The organism is Billgrantia bachuensis, assembly GCF_011742165.1.
GTDB lineage: Bacteria > Pseudomonadota > Gammaproteobacteria > Pseudomonadales > Halomonadaceae > Halomonas > Halomonas bachuensis.
This window is the reverse complement of sequence record NZ_JAAQTO010000054.1, coordinates 1-17,178: the sequence shown is the minus strand read 5'-3', so window position 1 is coordinate 17,178 and position 17,178 is coordinate 1. Positions and strand designations below refer to the sequence as shown.

16 protein-coding genes and 1 tRNA gene are annotated in these 17,178 nt (G+C 62.6%); 8 read left to right on the top strand and 9 right to left on the bottom strand.

All coding sequences use genetic code 11. The features are described from left to right. Positions 1 to 299 precede the first annotated feature (299 nt). The 3 genes from HBJ55_RS19095 to HBJ55_RS19085 all read left to right on the top strand — a co-directional run bounded on the left by HBJ55_RS19095 (position 300) and on the right by HBJ55_RS19085 (position 3,135). Positions 300 to 2,126 carry a glycoside hydrolase family 15 protein gene (locus HBJ55_RS19095; RefSeq protein WP_338072052.1) on the top strand — a complete coding sequence of 609 codons (1,827 nt, stop codon included), beginning with the start codon at positions 300 to 302 and terminating at the stop codon, positions 2,124 to 2,126. 137 nt (positions 2,127 to 2,263) lie between these two features. Next, positions 2,264 to 2,866, top strand: coding sequence for an FRG domain-containing protein (locus tag HBJ55_RS19090; protein WP_167118829.1), 603 nt, complete (start codon positions 2,264 to 2,266; stop codon positions 2,864 to 2,866). After that, positions 2,863 to 3,135 (top strand): hypothetical protein, encoded by a 273-nt coding sequence (locus tag HBJ55_RS19085; RefSeq protein ID WP_167118827.1) that lies wholly within the window; start codon positions 2,863 to 2,865, stop codon positions 3,133 to 3,135. Before HBJ55_RS19090 ends, HBJ55_RS19085 begins: the two co-directional genes overlap by 4 nt. A 93-nt stretch (positions 3,136 to 3,228) precedes the next feature. Here HBJ55_RS19085 and HBJ55_RS19080 read toward each other — a convergent pair whose 3' ends face one another. Both HBJ55_RS19080 and HBJ55_RS19075 read right to left on the bottom strand, forming a co-directional pair. After that, positions 3,229 to 3,654: a DUF3617 domain-containing protein gene (locus HBJ55_RS19080; protein WP_167118824.1), complete on the bottom strand. Its 426-nt coding sequence runs from the start codon at positions 3,652 to 3,654 to the stop codon at positions 3,229 to 3,231. Between the two features lie 118 nt (positions 3,655 to 3,772). Then, the gene (locus HBJ55_RS19075) at positions 3,773 to 5,683 is read right to left on the bottom strand and encodes a putative bifunctional diguanylate cyclase/phosphodiesterase (RefSeq protein ID WP_240936199.1); all 1,911 of its coding nucleotides are present in this window, start codon (positions 5,681 to 5,683) and stop codon (positions 3,773 to 3,775) included. 1,161 nt (positions 5,684 to 6,844) lie between these two features. Between HBJ55_RS19075 and HBJ55_RS19070 the strand changes: the two genes are divergently transcribed. The 5 genes from HBJ55_RS19070 to HBJ55_RS19050 are packed head-to-tail and all read left to right on the top strand — an operon-like array spanning position 6,845 to position 11,729. After that, complete coding sequence (locus tag HBJ55_RS19070; protein WP_167118822.1) at positions 6,845 to 7,558, top strand: GntR family transcriptional regulator; 714 nt, start codon at positions 6,845 to 6,847, stop codon at positions 7,556 to 7,558. 32 nt (positions 7,559 to 7,590) lie between these two features. After that, positions 7,591 to 8,808 carry a CaiB/BaiF CoA transferase family protein gene (locus HBJ55_RS19065; protein ID WP_167118820.1) on the top strand — a complete coding sequence of 406 codons (1,218 nt, stop codon included), beginning with the start codon at positions 7,591 to 7,593 and terminating at the stop codon, positions 8,806 to 8,808. Between the two features lie 10 nt (positions 8,809 to 8,818). Next, positions 8,819 to 10,108 carry a TRAP transporter large permease gene (locus HBJ55_RS19060; RefSeq protein ID WP_167118817.1) on the top strand — a complete coding sequence of 430 codons (1,290 nt, stop codon included), beginning with the start codon at positions 8,819 to 8,821 and terminating at the stop codon, positions 10,106 to 10,108. Between the two features lie 57 nt (positions 10,109 to 10,165). Next, positions 10,166 to 11,212: a TRAP transporter substrate-binding protein gene (locus HBJ55_RS19055; RefSeq protein ID WP_167118815.1), complete on the top strand. Its 1,047-nt coding sequence runs from the start codon at positions 10,166 to 10,168 to the stop codon at positions 11,210 to 11,212. A gap of 10 nt (positions 11,213 to 11,222) precedes the next feature. Next, positions 11,223 to 11,729 carry a TRAP transporter small permease subunit gene (locus HBJ55_RS19050; protein WP_167118812.1) on the top strand — a complete coding sequence of 169 codons (507 nt, stop codon included), beginning with the start codon at positions 11,223 to 11,225 and terminating at the stop codon, positions 11,727 to 11,729. 27 nt (positions 11,730 to 11,756) lie between these two features. Here HBJ55_RS19050 and HBJ55_RS19045 read toward each other — a convergent pair whose 3' ends face one another. The 7 genes from HBJ55_RS19045 to HBJ55_RS19015 form a co-directional block, all read right to left on the bottom strand. Continuing rightward, on the bottom strand, positions 11,757 to 12,620 hold the full coding sequence (locus HBJ55_RS19045; RefSeq protein ID WP_167118810.1) for a pirin family protein: 864 nt from the start codon (positions 12,618 to 12,620) through the stop codon (positions 11,757 to 11,759). A gap of 216 nt (positions 12,621 to 12,836) precedes the next feature. Continuing rightward, positions 12,837 to 12,924: transfer RNA gene (locus tag HBJ55_RS19040), tRNA-Ser, on the bottom strand. A 105-nt stretch (positions 12,925 to 13,029) separates the two neighbouring features. Further along, the gene (locus HBJ55_RS19035; RefSeq protein WP_167118808.1) at positions 13,030 to 13,533 is read right to left on the bottom strand and encodes a YiiD C-terminal domain-containing protein; all 504 of its coding nucleotides are present in this window, start codon (positions 13,531 to 13,533) and stop codon (positions 13,030 to 13,032) included. 4 nt (positions 13,534 to 13,537) lie between these two features. Then, positions 13,538 to 14,098 carry a nitroreductase family protein gene (locus tag HBJ55_RS19030; protein WP_167118806.1) on the bottom strand — a complete coding sequence of 187 codons (561 nt, stop codon included), beginning with the start codon at positions 14,096 to 14,098 and terminating at the stop codon, positions 13,538 to 13,540. 236 nt (positions 14,099 to 14,334) lie between these two features. Further along, the gene (gene queF, locus HBJ55_RS19025) at positions 14,335 to 15,168 is read right to left on the bottom strand and encodes an NADPH-dependent 7-cyano-7-deazaguanine reductase QueF (RefSeq protein ID WP_167118804.1); all 834 of its coding nucleotides are present in this window, start codon (positions 15,166 to 15,168) and stop codon (positions 14,335 to 14,337) included. After that, positions 15,165 to 15,938, bottom strand: a complete 774-nt coding sequence (locus HBJ55_RS19020; RefSeq protein ID WP_167118802.1) for an ABC transporter permease — start codon at positions 15,936 to 15,938, stop codon at positions 15,165 to 15,167. The genes queF and HBJ55_RS19020 overlap by 4 nt, the downstream gene beginning before the upstream one ends. Beyond that, positions 15,935 to 16,897: an ABC transporter ATP-binding protein gene (locus HBJ55_RS19015; protein ID WP_167118799.1), complete on the bottom strand. Its 963-nt coding sequence runs from the start codon at positions 16,895 to 16,897 to the stop codon at positions 15,935 to 15,937. The genes HBJ55_RS19020 and HBJ55_RS19015 overlap by 4 nt, the downstream gene beginning before the upstream one ends. Positions 16,898 to 17,178: the final 281 nt, after the last annotated feature.

Here is a 17,178-nt window from a genome sequence, read left to right as displayed (position 1 = left end):
GTGACTCGACAATAACGGTTTCGCTTCGCTTGCCCGTGCCGATAATTCTAGAACTTACTTTAATAGCAGTTAGTTAAAGCAAATACGGGCCTTACTTCTCTTTCGACAAGAAGGCGTTACACAGCGATCCTCTAACGGGACAAAACGTGCAGAGGAAGAGAATGAAAAAGCTATTTAATCGCCTCTCCGCGATGTAAAGAAAAGCGGTTTTTTGTTCTTTTTTGCCATCATGGCTCGACTCGTACCACTCAAGACGTCGTAGTTCATAACGACAGGGAAGCGCACAGGAGGGAATCGAAGTGGATCAAGCGACACGGAAGATCGAGGACTACGGATTCATCGGCAACATGCGTACGGCCGCGCTCATCGATCGCGACGCCTCGATCAGTTGGCTGTGCCTGCCACGGTTCGATTCGGATGCCTGCTGCGCGGCGCTGCTTGGGGATGAGAACAATGGCCATTGGTGTATCCAGCCCTCCGAAGCGGTAAGGAGCCGCTCGCGTCGCTACCGCGGCGAGACGCTTGTGCTCGAGACGCTCTTCGAGACGGCCCAAGGCAGTGTCGCCGTGATCGACTTCATGCCGGTTGCCAGCAAGGGCGACAACGAAGAGGACGTGATGCGTATCGTCGAAGGCCGTAGCGGTTGCGTGCCAATGCGTTGCCATGCTGCCTTTCGTTTCGGATACGGTCGCTTGATGCCCTGGCTAAGCCAGGATGAAGACTGTATTTCCGCCGTGGCGGGCCCCGATGGGTTGCGTATGGCAGCCCCCATCGGACTGGAAACTCGAGGCAGCGACATCATTGCCTCCTTTGAGGTTCGTGCCGGTGAGCAAGTCCCGTTCGTACTGACCTGGTACACCCCTTTTCGCAACGTCCCCAGCCATCGGGATGCGCTGCGCTCGCTCGAAGAAACCGAATGCTGGTGGCGCGAATGGAGTTCACGCTGTCAGGTTGCCGATCGCTACCGTGAGCCGGTGGTGAGATCCTTGATCACGCTCAAGGCGCTCACTCACATCGAAACCGGCGGCATGGTGGGCGCCCCTACCACATCCCTGCCCGAGCAACCCGGTGCCGGCCTCAACTGGGACTATCGCTATACTTGGCTGCGCGATGCCACGTTCACGCTCTATGCCCTGCTCTCCTCGGGCTACCGGGATGAGGCTTACGCCTGGCGTGAATGGCTGCTGCGTGCGGTGGCCGGTGACCCCGGCAAGCTACAGCCGCTGTACGGCCTGGCCGGGGAGCGGCGACTCTACGAGCATGAGATCGAATGGCTGGAGGGCTTCAATGGCTGCCGACCGGTGCGCATCGGCAACGATGCCTTCCGGCAAAACCAGCTCGACGTCTATGGCGAAGTGATGGATGGTCTGCACCTCGCTCGCGTCCACCATATCGAGCCCTCCCACAACATGTGGGACATCCAGTGCAAGATGATCGATTTTCTCGAACAGCATTGGAGCGAGAAAGGAGCCGGCCTGTGGGAGAGTCGCGAGCCCCCACGTCACTACACCCACTCCAAGGTCATGGCCTGGGTCGCGGTGGATCGCGTCATCAAGGGCGCCGAGCATTTCGGCCTCGATGGCGACGTTCAGCGCTGGCGAGCGCTGCGCCAGCGCATCCATGACGACGTCTGTACTCACGGCTTCAATCGCGAGCGCAACAGCTTCGTCCAGTCTTATGGCGCGGACGCGTTGGACGCCTCGCTGTTGCTGCTGCCGCAGGTCGGCTTTCTTCCCATCGAGGATCCGCGCATTCTCGGCACGATCGAAGCCATACAGGCCGAGCTGGTGCATGACGGCTTCGTCTACCGCTACTCCCACGGCGACGAGGATCGTCATCTGACGGAGGGAGAAGGCGCCTTTCTGGTCTGCAGCTTCTGGCTGGTGGATACGCTTGAGCTGCTCGGTCGCCACGACGAGGCGCGCGATCTCTTCGACAAGCTGCTCAGCGTACGCAACGATCTCGGTCTTCTCGCCGAGGAGTATCATCCCATTGCGCGTTGCCAGCTGGGCAATTTCCCGCAGGCTTTCTCCCACGTAGGGCTGATCAACAGCGCCCACAACCTCAGCAAGGATATGCCGGACCACAAGGGGCCGGCACAGGAACGCAGCGACGAAGGGCGTTGAGCCAAGGCCACCCAACGAGCGACAAGGAAGTGGAGAAACGCCATGGTCGAGATCGAAACGACACCATCGTCATCCGTTGGGCTCCCGGCAGCGATTGCGCCACTGCTTCGGCAAGCCAAGCGGTACGAGGAGGAGCAATGATGGAACCCCGCGAAATCGAACACGAAGACGTCGACAGCTTGATACGTGCGCTGACCGACACCGCACCAGGCGCCAGGGCTTACCGGGGGCATGGCAATTCGACCTGGCGGCTCGAGCCCTCCATCGTGCGCAATCGACGTTATCAGGCGCAGACCCGACTGAGCGGGCTGGATACCGAGCACGACTCCATGCGCCTGGAGAATCACTTCTTGCTGCTCTTCGTCAATGCCTGCGACAAAGCCGGCCTGCCCGTTTCCGGCGATAGCGAAAAGCTGCGCAATTTCCTGGACGACCCGAGTCTTGTCGACAGGGATCAGAGAAACGTCTCTTCTGCGCAGGCCAGCCAATGGCCGGGCGATAGCAACGAGATGCTTTCGCTGATGGCTCAAGCCCAGCACTACGGAGTTCCCACGCGCCTGCTCGACTGGACCACGGCTCCGCTCATCGCCGCCTACTTTGCCGCCGCGGCTGCACTGAGAAGGGGGAGGGGCTCTACGACGACCCGCTCTCGCGCAAGCTGGCCATCTGGGAGCTCGATATCGACGCATCGGCACGCTATCGAAGTGACTTCGAGATCAAGCGGGCTCCTGGCAGCGTGAGCGCCCACCTGCCCGCCCAGCGCGGCATCTTCACCCTGATCAAGGGTCGCAGAGTGCCCAACTTATGCCTGGAGGAGCAGCCCGAAGCGGCGCACTTCCTGACCCGACACAGCCTGTCGGTACGCGACATTCCCGCGCTGATGCGCGAGTGCGACCGCCATGGGCATTCTGCGGCCACGCTGTTTCCCGACTATGAGGGCGCCGCGCGCCATGCCGAGGAGATTTTTCTCATTCATGAACTGAGCGCATCCACCCAGCCAACGCAGTGAACTTACTAGCTCGCATCGTCCCGATCCGACGAGGCCATACAATGAGGGCCACCCCAAAGGGTGGCCCTCGTGACGTTCCTGTCCGGAATACCCTCAACAGTCGCCGAGACGTTCACCCTCGATGGTAGTTTCCAGTTGCATCTGCCCCATCGGCGATTCGGTATCGATGTTCACGTTACCCTCGACGCGTTCACCCAGGAACCCCATGCGCCCGTCGATATTGGCTTCGCCACCCTCGGCATGACAGACCATCTTGTAATCGACACCATCCGCCGAGACGTTGTGCTCGAGCAGCTCACAGCCTTCTTCCACTTCGAGAAATTGGAAATCGGCGTCGTCCAGATCGCCCTGGACGATGCACTCCTGGTAGCTGTCGGACTGATCGGGAATCGGCACATCGCCCTTGACGGACGTAGTGCTGGAAAACTGCCACTGACCCGGCACGATGTTGGGCGACTCGGCCATGGCCGTAAGCGGAAGGATCAGCACGGCGGCGGCAAGCAAGGAACGAAATGGCATGAAAGGCTCCGTTGTAGTGGTAAACATGACAGAGAAGCGAGCTTCTCGGCGACATGACACGCTCAGCTTACCCCAGCGACGCCAGGAAAAGGAGGAAGCTCGGCACGAACTCCCTTTATCAGGAGGAAATGGAGCAAGCCTGCTCGGGCAATGCCAGTTCTTCCAGGGCCAGCGGACGGCCGAACAGATAGCCCTGGAAGGCCTCGCAGCCATGTTCCAGCAGCCAGCGGTGCTGCGCCTCCGTCTCGACTCCCTCGGCCGTGACCTCGAGCCCCAAGCTGTTCGCCAAGGTGATGGTGGTGGTGACGATGGCGGCATCAACCGGGTCGTCGAGCACGCCATCGATGAACGACTTGTCGATCTTGAGCTCATCCAAGGGGAGCCGCTTCAGGTAGTTCAGCGATGAATAGCCGGTACCGAAGTCATCCAGGGAAAAACGTATGCCGAGCTTGCTCAGGCGCAGCATGATGTTGCGCACACGCTCCGGCTCCTCCATCAGCAGGCTCTCGGTGACTTCCAGCACCAGCCGGCCAGGATTGGCGCCCGTTCCTTCCAGTGTATGCTGGACACGGGCCACGAAGTCGGGCTGGTGGAACTGCACCGAGCTGACGTTGACGGCGATCGTCAGTCTCTCCTTGCCGCTCTCCTGCGCCCATGCGGCCAATTGGCGGCAAGCGGTCTCGAGCACCCAGTAGCCGATCGGCAGGATCAGCCGGTTCTTCTCGGCGAGCGGAATGAAAAGCGCAGGAGACACCAAGCCACGCCGCGGATGTTCCCAGCGTATCAAAGCCTCGACGCCCGTCACTTTCGCGTGATCGTCCACCTGGATCTGGTAATGCAGGCGCAGCTCGTCGCGCGCCAACGCCTGATGCAGGTCGGCCTCGAGATGCACCCGCTCCATCACGTCGGCCTGCATGTCGGCATTGAAGAAGCGTAGGGTGTTGCCGCCCGCGGCCTTGGCCTGCTGCAGGGCGATGTCCGCCTGTTGCATGGCACTGTCGACGTTCGCCTGGCCGTTGGCAAACAAGGAGATGCCGATACTCGCCGAGATGGGCAGGGTCAGCGCCTGGTCGTCATCGGTCTGGGCACTCGCAATCTGCCCCAACAGCTTCTCGGCCACGCGTTCAGCGGCATGAGCCGCCTGCTCCACGTCGAGGCCGAGGTCGTGAATCATCAGCACGAACTCATCGGCTCCCAGCCGCGCCAGGGTATCGCTCTCGCGCACTACCTCTTCCAGTTTCTGTGCCACCTGGCGCAGAAAACGGTCCCCCCGCTGCAACCCCTGGGTCTCGTTGACGACCTTGAAGTCGTCCAGGTCGATGAACAGCAGGGCCGCATAGCGCTCTGAGCGACGAGTGCCCTTGACCACCATTTCCAACCGATCGAGCAGCAGGCGCCGGTTGGGCAGCCCCGTCAACGAATCGTAGAACGTCAGCCGATGCTTGCTCTCCTGGATATCGCGATATTCGGTGACGTCGGTGGAGATGCCACAGAGCGCACGAATCGAGCCATCGGCTCTGAGCAGCGGCAGCTTGATCGACAGAAAGGTGAAGGCGGTCTCGTCCTGGGCCTTCACATATCCCTCTTCCACCACGACTTTCTCGCCTTGCTCCATGACTCGCCGGTCGTTGAAGCGCAGCTCCGCTGCCGTGACCGAATCGAAGATATCACTGTCGGTCTTGCCCAGGACCGCCTCGGCCGGCAGGCCTACGATCTCGCAGCCCTTGCGGTTGACATACTGGTAGCGAAAGTCGCTCGACTTGACGTAGATACAGGCGTCGACGCTGTCGAGGATGGTCGTCAGCTCTTCGTGGCTGGCCCGCAACCTTTCGACATCGCTCAAAAGCCGGCGCCTATAGGCCAGTCCTGCCAGGACCAGAACCGACACCACGACCAGCAGCACCACGCCCCAGCCAGCAGCAGGCATGACGGCCGCTCCAGCGGAGGCAGACGCAACCGACGACAGGCCGGCCCACAGCCCGGCGAATGTGGAACGACGAGCCTTGACCAGCCAGTCAGATTTGGACATCCCGTCACCCATTGAAGGATACGCTTATCTATAGCAGATAATTCTAAAATAATTGATCAAGCGCAACCGGCTATGCCAGCGCTGTCGCTGATCGTTGCTCCTCTGCTCTACCGGCGCCGCCCCTTCGCTCCCATGGCAGCCGACCTTCCATCATCACCTCTGTTGTAATGAAGCGAAAGCAAAGAATCCGCCCTTATATGGTGGCTTTTCCAGGCTTGGAATACGGTGAGTCGACGGCCGATGATTCAGGAGGGCCTGGGTACGCAACAGGAGGGACACACAAAGCAAGAGCCCGGCCTTGCGGCCGGGCTAACTCATGCTTCCTTGCTCCTATCCCGGTCATCCTGGCCGGGTATCCATGGTCGTTGAGTCGTCCTGACTCGGCTTCCTTGCGGAGCTTCCTTGCTCTTGCTGACAAGCATGGCAGTAGTGCAGCAAATTGCTGTTAACGTGGGATATGCACCGCTGTAGGAAATTGCTGACAAGCGGTGTAGTTAAATCTCCTACGACGGCAGCATGAGTTTTCTAACGCTATTATCCTTGCAATGCGAATACCGAGCTCGCTGATTGCCGGCATCCAGAAACCCCGAGCGGCTCGGCTCCAGTGCGTGTAGACAAGCAAGACAACAGAGACCCCGACCAACTGCCGGGGTCAGGTGCGATGAGATGCGATATTTTGGCGAACCCGAAGAGAACGCAAGAGCAGGCATCTCTCGCAACGGGCCTTGTCGTTTCGAACGTTCAAGACGACAAAAACAGTGTCGGCACAGCGTCAAACCAAGCCTGCCAAAAGAGAAGCCCGGCCACTGGGGCCGGGCTTCCTGTCGACGCTTCCCATCCAACCAACCTTGGGCTTCCTGCCCAAGCATCCCTGGGTATGAGCATTCCGTCGCTCGGCCTTCCGTGTTGGGCTATCCATGCCCGATATCCACACCATGGCATAGGAAGAGAAGTCGTGAGTTAACCCAAGTTAGAAAGACTTGTAAGAGATTCACTACAAAAAACGTAGGTGACTCCTTACGTAGGTGAACCCCTGGGAGACTTGGTCGGCCCGGTGAGCATCGTATAACGCATTGCATGCAATTTTCGACCAAGGTCGAGTTAGAAGCCACGAGAACCTGCACCTATAGTCCATATTGCATGCAATTCTTTGAGACACCGATGAATCAACCCTCCATATCCGAACTCCCCCGGATAGCGAGAACCGCTACCGCTGAAGTCCACAACGTGATCAAGCAGCGGATTCTCGACGGTCACTACCGGGCCCAGGAATACGTTCGCGAGGCGAGCATCGCCCGCGAACTCGGCGTGAGCCGTACCCCGGTGCGCGAGGCGCTGCGGGAGCTGGTCTCCGAAGGCTGGCTGGAAGCGATTCCACATCATGGTGCGCGGGTAGTGGCCTGGACGGAGAGAGACGCCCGCGAAGTCTTCGAGCTGCGCCTGGTACTCGAGCCCATGGCCGTACGGCTTGCCAGCGAGCGCATGAATCGGACACACCTGGCGCATCTCGAGGAACTGGCCAGCCGCATGGAGGAACTCGTCGAGCGCATCGAGCGTGAACCGGAGGTGCGTAACGAAATTGCCCTCCTCAATCATGAGTTCCACCGCGAGCTGATCGCCGCGAGCGACAACCAGCGCCTGGCCGCGGTGCTGGACGGTGTGGTGCGGACCTCGGTGATCCGGCGCAACTTCGGCAACTACGATCTCGCCAACCTGCGCCGCAGCATGCGCCACCATCGCGAAATCCTGGAGGCGATTAGCGCCGGTAGCTCCACCTGGGCGGAAAACGTGATGCGCTCTCATCTGTTGGCCGCTCAGGCCTTGCATGTACGCTTTCCGGATTCGCCCGACGAGCCACAGACATCTCCTGGCTGATCCAGGGACTCCAAGAGAGGCACACAACAACAATGACTGCGCATGACAGCATATCCCCGCTACCTCTTGACGACATCAAGGTGCTCGAACTGGGCCAGTTGATCGCCGGCCCCTACTGCGGCCAGGTACTGGCCGACTTCGGTGCCCAAGTGATCAAGGTCGAGCCGCCCGGCAAGGGCGACGCCATGCGACAGTGGGGCGAGGCGGACCCCACCAGCGGCGAGCCCCTGTGGTGGAACGTCATCGGCCGCAACAAGCAGTCCGTTACCCTCGACCTTCGCCAACCGCGCGGGCAGGAACTCCTGCGCGAACTGGCCAGCCAGGCCGATGTCGTCATAGAGAACTTTCGTCCCGGTACCATGGAGCACTGGGGGCTGGGCTTTGATGAGCTCTCACGTCGCAATCCTCGCCTGGTGATGGTGCGCGTCACCGGCTTCGGCCAGGACGGTCCCTACGCCTCGCGCGCCGGCTTCGCCTCGGTATGCGAGGCCATGGGTGGGCTGCGCTATGTGAGCGGCTATCCGGATCGCCCCCCTGTGCGCGTGGGCATCTCCCTGGGCGATACGCTGGCCGGCCTGCACGCCGCGCTGGGCGCCATGATGGCGCTGCACCAGCGTGACCGCAGCGGCCGCGGCCAGGTGGTCGACAGCTCGATCTTCGAGTCGGTGCTGGCGATGATGGAGAGTCTGGTCCCCGACTATGCCCGCGCCGGCAAGGTGCGTGAGCGCAGCGGCAGCTTCCTGCCCAAGATCGCCCCGTCGAACGCCTACCCGGCCCGCGACGGGCGTGACGTGATCATCGGCGCCAACCAGGACAGCGTCTTCCGGCGCCTGTGCGAGGCCATGGGCCAGTCGCGCCTGGCCGATCATCCCGACTACGCCACCCACCGGGCGCGCGGCGACAACCAGCAGGCCATCGACGACCTGATCGCCGCCTGGACCCGGCAGCACGATGCCCAGCAGGTCGTCGATATCCTCGCCGATGCCGGGGTACCGGCAGGCCTCGTCTATCGCGCCCCCGACATGCTCGACGACCCCCACTTCCAGGCCCGCGAGTCGATCGTCGAGGTCCTCGACCGCCAGGGCCAACCGCTTCCCATGCAGAACGTTTTTCCGCGCCTTTCCGAAACACCGGGACGAGTGAATCACGCGGGCCCGGCGCTGGGCGAGCACACCGAAGCCGTGCTTTCCGACTGGATCGGGCTCACCGCCGAAGCCATCGACGCACTGCGCGCCGACGGTGTGATCTGAGGAAGTCGCCATGGATCCCGTCATCGTTCTGATCGTGCTCGTGGGACTGATCGTCATCGGTTTTCCGATCTTCCTCGCCCTGGGATTATCGGGCCTGATCGGCCTCTACATGGCCCGCGGCTCGCTGGCCTTCTTCTTCGCCCCGTCGTCGCTGTTCGGTCAGCTCAACGCCTTCGAGTTGATCGCCCTGCCGCTGTTCATCCTGATGGGCAATTTCCTGGGAGCGACACCGGTAGGTTCCAGCCTGTTCACCGCCGCGGTGCGCTGGCTCAACTGGTTACGCGGCAGCCTGGCGATCTCTTCGGTGGGCGCCTCGGCCATGTTCGGCGCCGTCTCCGGGGTGAGCCTCGCCGGTGTCGCCGCCGTGGGCTCGATCGCCGTGCCGCAGATGCTTCAGCGCGGCTACAGCCGCTCGCTGGCCGCAGGCGCCGTGGTCAGTGCCGGCGCACTGGCCATGCTGATTCCACCCAGCGTGCCCTTCATCATCTACGGTGCGGTATCCAGCGTCTCGGTGGCCGACCTCTTCATCGGTGGCATCGTGCCCGGTATCGTGCTGGCACTGGCCCTGTCGCTGTTCATTTACGTTCGCGTGCGCCTCAACCCGGCCGAGGCGCCGGCCAGCGAGGAGCGCTTCACCTGGAAACAGCGCTGGGCAAGCCTGGCCAACATCTGGCATGCCGCCCTGCTGGTTGTCGCCGTGCTGGGCTCCATCTACTCGGGCCTGGCCACCCCAAGCGAGGCCGCCGGCATCGGCGCGGCCGGCGCCTTCCTGATCGCCACCCTGGTGTTTCGCAGCCTCAGCTGGGCCAAGTTCCTGGAGATCCTCGGCACCACCGCCCGGATCAGCGGTGCCATCCTGCTGATCATCGGCTGCGCCAAGATCTTCGGCGACTACCTCAACATGGTGCGTGTGCCCCAGTTGCTCACCGAGGCGCTTACCGCTACCGGCCTGCCCGCCTGGGCGATCCTGTTGGCGGTCATGCTGCTGCTGATCCTGCTCGGCATGATCGTCGATGCCGTCTCGTTGATCGTGGTGACCACCCCGGTGCTGCTGCCGCTGGTCATCGCCCTGGGCTATGACCCGCTGTGGTTCGGCATCGTCATGGTGCTCAATTTGGAGATCGCCGTGGTTACCCCACCGGTGGGCCTCAACCTCTACGCCCTGCGCGGGGTCTGCCCCGAACTCTCCGTGGAGGAAATCATCAAGAGCGCCCTGCCCTTCGTCGCCGTGCAGTTCCTCGTGCTGATGCTGTTCGTCTTCATGCCCAGCCTCAGCCTGTGGTTACCGGGGCTGATGTAACCCCGGGGCAGCACCGTCAAAGAAGTAAACCGCTACAACAACAAAGGGAGATTCGCCATGACTCTGTCCCGTCGCCAAGTCCTCAAGTACGGCACCTTCGCCACCGCCGGCGCCACTCTGTTCGGCACGCATAGCCTGCTGGCGCCACGCAGCCATGCCGCCACCACCCTCACCGGGGTCACCTACCTGCCCGACTCCTACAAGGCACTGACCTACGGCTCCAACCGCTTCGTGGAAATGCTCCAGGAGAACGGCGGTGACGCACTGTCGGTGGAATTCTACGACTCCGGCCAACTGCTCAAGGTGGACGAACAACTGCCGGCGCTGCGCGCACGCAGTATCGATTTCATGTTCCACACCTTCTCCTATATCACCCGCTCGATTCCCATTCTCGGCGTGACCGGCCTGCCCGGTGTGGTGGGTGAACTCTATCGGCACCCGGAGCGATTGCGCCAGGGCAGCCCGCTCATGGAACTGATCAACGAGGTGCTGGCCGAGGAGAACCTCTACCTGCTCACTTCCGGCGGCGGCATCCTCGAGCCGGAGTACCTGTGGAGCACCGAGGAGAGCCCCATCCGCAGCCTCGACGAGGTACGCGGCAAGAAGGTTCGCATCGTCGGTTTCGAGGCCACCCAGGCCTTCGAACCCTACAACGTGGGGGCGACCCGCATCCCCTCCTCGGAAACCTACATGGCGCTGCAGCGCGGCACCGTGGATGCCGGCATCTTCAACATATCGACGATCATCGGGCGCAGCCTCCAGGAGCAGCTCAAATACTGCTACAAGCTGCCGATCACCGGCTTCTCGGTGGCACCCTTCATGCTGCGCGACACCTGGGACAACCTCGACGAAGACGTGCGCGGTGTGCTGCAACAGGCCGCCGACTGGTACGACGAGAACTTCATCGAGCACTGCAACAACGACATCTATCCCAACGAGTACTGGCCGCAAGTCGAGGAAGCCGGAATCGAGATCATCGAGCCCAGCGAGGAGGATATCGAGACGTTCAACGCCGGCGTCCAGGCGGTCTGGGACCACTGGAAGGACGAGGTCGGCGAAGAAGTCGGCAACCGTGCCATCGCACTGGCCCTGGGCGAGGCATGAGGAGCGCCACATGAGCGCTTCAACCACACGCAGTTGGGACGGCCTGCTGGCCGTCCTGCGCTGGACGTCTATGGCGGTGCTGGTGTTCATGATGGTGTCGATCTGCTATGACGCCATCATGCGCTACGCCTTCGCCGCCCCGACCAGTTGGAGCCTGGAGATCAACTCTTTCCTGCTGGTCTATCTGGCCGTTATCGGTGCCGCCGAAGCCCAGCGCCACGACGCTCACATCCGCATCACCTTCTTCAAGGACAAGCTGCCGCCACGCAGCCGCGCCGCGATCGACGTCGTCACCGGCCTGCTCGGTGCGGTGTTCTGCGGCATCATGGTGTGGCGTGGCGGTATAATGGCCTTGCAGGCCTTCGAGTACAGCGAGCGCGTCTCGAGTTCGCTAGGCACGCCCATGATCTTCCCCTACGCCCTGCTGCCCATCGGATTCACGATGCTCGCCCTGCAGTTCCTGCTGGATGCCGCCCGCGCCCTGCCCGCCTGCGCCACGGTATCGATGACGAGGTGACCTCCCATGGCTGACATCGTGAACCGCTCACATTGTCAACCCCGAGCCGAACTTTCCGGACTGGTAGTCGCGTACCGCCTGGGAGATTTCTTCCTGCGTGTTCATGACGAAGGGGCCATGGGCGACGACCGGCTCGCCGATAGGTTCGGCATGGCCGAAGAGATAGCAGCACGGCGTCACAGCCTCGAGGAGAACCGTGTCCCCGTCGTCGCTCAACTCGACCAAGTGCCAAGGCTCGACCCTTTCGCCCGCGACGCGGGCCTGGCCGGATACCGTATAGAGAAATACGTTGCGCCCCGCCGGGGCCGGTAGTTCGACACGTCCGCCGGCCTCGAGGCGAACCACTGACATGAATACCTGCGTCAGCGATTCGACCGACCCCACCTCGTCGCCGTACTTTCCCGCGATCAGCTCGAGCGAACCGCGCCCCTCATCGAGAGTCACGGTGGGTATCGCATCGCGCTGCACCCCCACATAGTGCGGCGACACCATCTTCAGCCGTGAAGGTAGGTTGACCCACAGTTGCAGGATCTCCAGCGCGCCGCCCCGCTTCTTGAATTCGGGTGGCGAGATCTCGGCATGCACGAGCCCCGAGCCCGCCGTCATCCACTGCACGCCGCCCGCCTCGATCACGCTCGCATGGCCGCCCGAATCATGGTGCGCCAGGCTGCCCTCGAGAATGAAGGTCACCGTCTCGAAGCCACGGTGCGGGTGCGGACCGAAGGGCAGACCGGCATTGTTGGGCGGGTAGACCTGCGGGCCGTGATGATTGAGGAACAGGAACGGATCGACCTGCGGCACGCCCGGCCCCGGCAAGGGTCGGCGCGTCTGCAAGTCACCGATGTCGTCGCGATACGCGGGGTGAACCGAGGCTACGGAACGCTTCTTCATCTGGCCTCCCAGGGTTTGAGCAAGGAGAAGCCGCCGCAGCGGCATGCTGGTTCCCAGTGTGGTAGGTGTGATGAGGCATGACCAGGGAGACGACCGGTTGAGCCGCGCCCCTGCGTTCGTGTGATGCGATTCGAAGCATCGCAAGTCGATGCGCTAGTCGGACAAGTGAACGCGCACAAAAAACCCGGCTCGCTGAGCCGGGTTTCTCGGTATCTGTGGCGGAGGGGGAGGGATTCGAACCCTCGAAGCCTTGCGACTTACACACTTTCCAGGCGTGCTCCTTCGACCACTCGGACACCCCTCCACATTGTGGTCCTCACGCCTTTTGGCCGTGCCTTGTGCGTCAGAACGGCGCAAAGTCTAACGGCTTAAGTACGCGTTTGCAAGCCGGTTTTCGGCTCTAGCACCGTCAGCTGGCGGGCAGCACGGCGTAGTCGCCGCAGGCTTCCAAGCATAGAGTATCGCCGCACCAGAGCTGCTGCGTGAGAGCGATACGACCGCGCCCGCGGCTCGCCAAGCGCTCCGCCAGCGTTTCGGAGCCGTGCGCGCGCTCAGGCGTGCAGGTCAAGCGGTAATCACCGGTGACCGGCGCCAGGAAGCGCTGGCTGGCCTCGGCCACGACGACGTCGCGGGCATGGCCGCGCTCGCGCAGCCACAGGGTGGTCCAGCACCAGCCCAGCAGGGTGGTCTGCGCGGTGAGCCCACCGCCGAAGCCCGTGCCCTTGTCGTTGAGGTTGGGCGCCAGCGAAAGCTCCCACACCAGGCTCTCCCCTTCCCGGCGCATCTCGCGGATGCCCAGGTGCTCGACCATGGGGATGGCGTCACTCAGCCAGGCAAGAAAGGCCCGCGGATCGTCGCGCTCGCCGGATGCGGGCAGCGGCAGGCGCGGGTGGGGAACGCCGATTTCACGCATGGCGTCAGGTCCAGCGTTCGACGAAGTCACTGAGGCGATGCTCGGCAATGGGCTTGTGGCGCCCGGCGAGCTGGCCAAGGTAGATGAAGGCGATCAGTTCGTCCTCCCCCTCCAGGCCGAGCCCCTTGCGTACGGTGGGGTCGAAGGCGTACTTGCCGCTGCGCCACATGGCGCCCAGCCCGAGGGCGTGTGCGGCCAGCAGGATGCCATGGGCGGCGCAGCCGGCCGAGATCACCTGCTCGATCTTGGGCACCTTCTCCACGTCGGGCGTGACCTTGGCGACGACAGCCACTATCATCGGCGCGCGCAGCGGCTTCTTGCGCGCGGCGTCCAGGGCGGCGTCCTCGATGCTCGGGTCCTCGCGGTACTCGGCTTCGGCGAAGAGTTCCCCCAACCGCTCGAGCCCTTCACCGGAAAACTCGATGAAGCGCCACGGGCGCAGCTCCTTGTGATCGGGGGCTCGTAGCGCGGCGCGGTAGATCGCTTCCATCTGCTCGGGGCTGGGCGCCGGGCCGGTCAACTTGCCCATGGAGCTGCGTTCGTGCAGCAGGGTCATCGCATCCATGTTGCTCTCCTCTTGAGTCTTTCTCGGCACTCTACCCAAGGCGCTACTGGCGCGCCAGGCTAGGGCTATCGCAGCTGGACATGAAGAGGGGCGCCGGGGATAGGTCGAAGAGGAGGTCTTTTGCCATGGATGGCAAAAGTAGCGCCCAAGGACGGGTTCACAGCGCCTCCTCGTAGCCCTGTCGACGGATCAGCCCCGAGTGAAATTGCTAACTGCGATAGACCTGCGCGCCAGGCCTACTGTCTTGCCAAGCGCAGGGGCTCCGGAGGGCGTTCGCCCGGCGTGGCGCGCCAGGGGCTGATATCGAGCCCACCGCGGCGCACGTAGCGTGCCAGCACCAGCAGCCGCTCGGGGCGAGCACGGGCCATCAGGTCGGTGAAGATGTGCTCGACACAGTGCTCGTGGAAGTCCTGATGTTGGCGATAACCGATCAGGTAGCGCAGCAGGCCCTCGCGGTCGAGCCTGGGGCCACGATAGCGGATCAGCACGCTGCCCCAGTCGGGCTGGCCGGTGACCGGACAGTTGGACTTGAGCAGATGCGAGTAGAGCGTTTCCTCGACGATCTCCTCGCCGACCTGCAGGTGCTCAGCGCTCGGCGTGTAATCGTCGACCTCGATATCGAGCTCATCGAGGCACTCGCCGGGCAGCCGGCAGGCGGCAAGCGCCGTGTCATCGACACCGAACAGCTCCACCGCGACGTGCGCCCCGGCCGCCTTGGCCAGGTCGCGCTCGAGTACGTCGATCACCTGCTCGCGGCTTTCGAAGCGGGTCTGGTTGAAGCTGTTGAGGTAGAGCTTCCACGACTTCGACTCGATCAGGTTGGGCGACTCGGCCGGCAGGCGGAAGCGCGCCACGGCCACCAGCGGCTTGCCGCGGGCGTTGAGCCAGCTGACCTCGAAGGCGTGCCACTCGTCCTCGCCGACGAAGGGCAGGCTACCCTCCTCGATGCCCAGTGGCGCGCGATTGGCCTCGCGGGGAATGGGATAGAGTAGCCCGGCGTCGTAGTGCTCGGGGTAGGCGGACTCGCGCCCCAGCGGGGCATGCTCAAGCGTATCGGGTCTGTGGCTCATGAACGAATACCTTTGCCGCGCTCCAGCATCCATAGCGCGACGGTGAAGAGCACGACGATGAAAGCGACGATGGCGGCCAGCGCCCAGCCCACGGGAATGTCGGAGACACCGAGAAAACCGTGACGGAACACGTTGACCATGTACAGGATCGGGTTCAGCAGCGAGGCATTCTGCCAGAAGGTCGGCAGCAGGGAGATCGAGTAGAACACTCCGCCCAGGTAGGTCAACGGCGTGAGCACGAAGGTCGGCACGATGGAAACGTCGTCGAACTTGTTGGCCAGCAGCGCGTTGATGAAGCCGCCGATGGAGAACAGCGCCGCTGTGAGCACCACCACGCCGATGGTCAGCAGCGGATGAGCCACGCTGATGCGGGTAAAGAACAGCGACACTAGCGTCACGATCAGGCCAACGCCCAGCCCGCGCGCCATGCCGCCGAGCACGAAGCCGGTGAGGATCACCCAGTTGGGCATGGGCGATACCATCATCTCCTCCACGCTGCGCTGGAACTTGTTGGAGAAGAAGCTCGAGGCCACGTTGGAGTAGCTGTTGGTGATCACCGCCATCATGATCAGCCCGGGAACGATGAAGTCCATGTAGCTGAAGCCATCCATCTCGCCGATGCGCGAGCCGATCAGGCTGCCGAAGATGATGAAGTACATCGCCATGGTGATCGAAGGCGGCAGCAATGTCTGCGGCCAGATCCGCGTGAAGCGCTTGATCTCCTTGAAGACCAGGGTCCAGAGTGCGATGGCGATCTGGCTGGCGCTCATTTACCCACCTCCACCCGTTCGGCCTCACGACGCTCATCGTTGCCCTGCTCTACCATCGATACGAACATTTCCTCCAGCCGATTGGCGCGGTTGCGCATCGAGACCACCTCGATGTCCTGTTCACCCAAGGCAGTGAACACATCGTTCAGGCGCTGCCCGCGGTGCACGACCACGGCTAGCTGGGCGCCCTCCACTTTGTTCACCTCGAAACCCTCGATATAAGGGGCCTGCTCCACGGGATGCGCCAGGTCGAGCAGGAAGGTCTCGGTGTCGAGCTCGGCCAACAGGCCACGAACGCTGGTATTCCGCACGATCTCGCCGTGGTTGATGATCGCCACGTTGCGACAGAGGCTCTCGGCCTCCTCGAGATAGTGGGTGGTGAGGATGATGGTGGTGCCCTCCTCGCGATTGATGCGGCGCATGTACTCCCACATGCTGCGGCGCAGTTCGATGTCGACGCCGGCGGTAGGCTCGTCGAGGATCAGCAGCTTGGGCCGATGCATCAGCGCTCGAGCGATCATCAGGCGGCGCTTCATGCCGCCGGAGAGCATGCGCGCGCTGCCGTTGCGCTTGTCCCACAGGCCGAGATCCTTCAACAGTCGCTCGGCACGCGGCAGCGCCTCGCGACGCGGCATGCCGTAGTAGCCCGCCTGGGCCAGCACGATGTCGAGCACCTTCTCGAACTGGTTGAAGTTGAACTCCTGGGGCACCACGCCCAGATGATACTTGGCACGCGCGAAGTCGCGGTCGATGTCGATACCGAAGATCGAGACCTTGCCGGCGGTCTTCTGAACCAGCGAGCAGACCACGCCCAGGGTGGTGGACTTGCCGGCCCCGTTGGGCCCCAGCAGGGCGAAGAAGTCGCCCTGCTCGACGTCGAGGTCGATCCCCTTCAGGGCGTGAAAGCCGTTGCCGTAGACCTTGGTCAGGCCACGGATCGACAGCGCCGGTTCGGCCATGGGACATCCTTGCGAAGCGAAAATGAGTTCAAGAGATTAGGGCGCGAAGGAATTTTTCAAGCCTGGCCCAGGAAAAACGCAGCATGCCTCGCCCACGGGCAAGGCAATCGAAAGCTTGGGGGGAGGAAAATTGGAGCGGGAAAGGAGATTCGACGGTCCGGCGCCCCGGCTCCCGGCCCGAGCCTTGGCATCTTCGAGATACGTAAGAATTTGGAGCGGGAAAGGAGATTCGAACTCCCGACCCTCGCCTTGGCAAGGCGATGCTCTACCACTGAGCTATT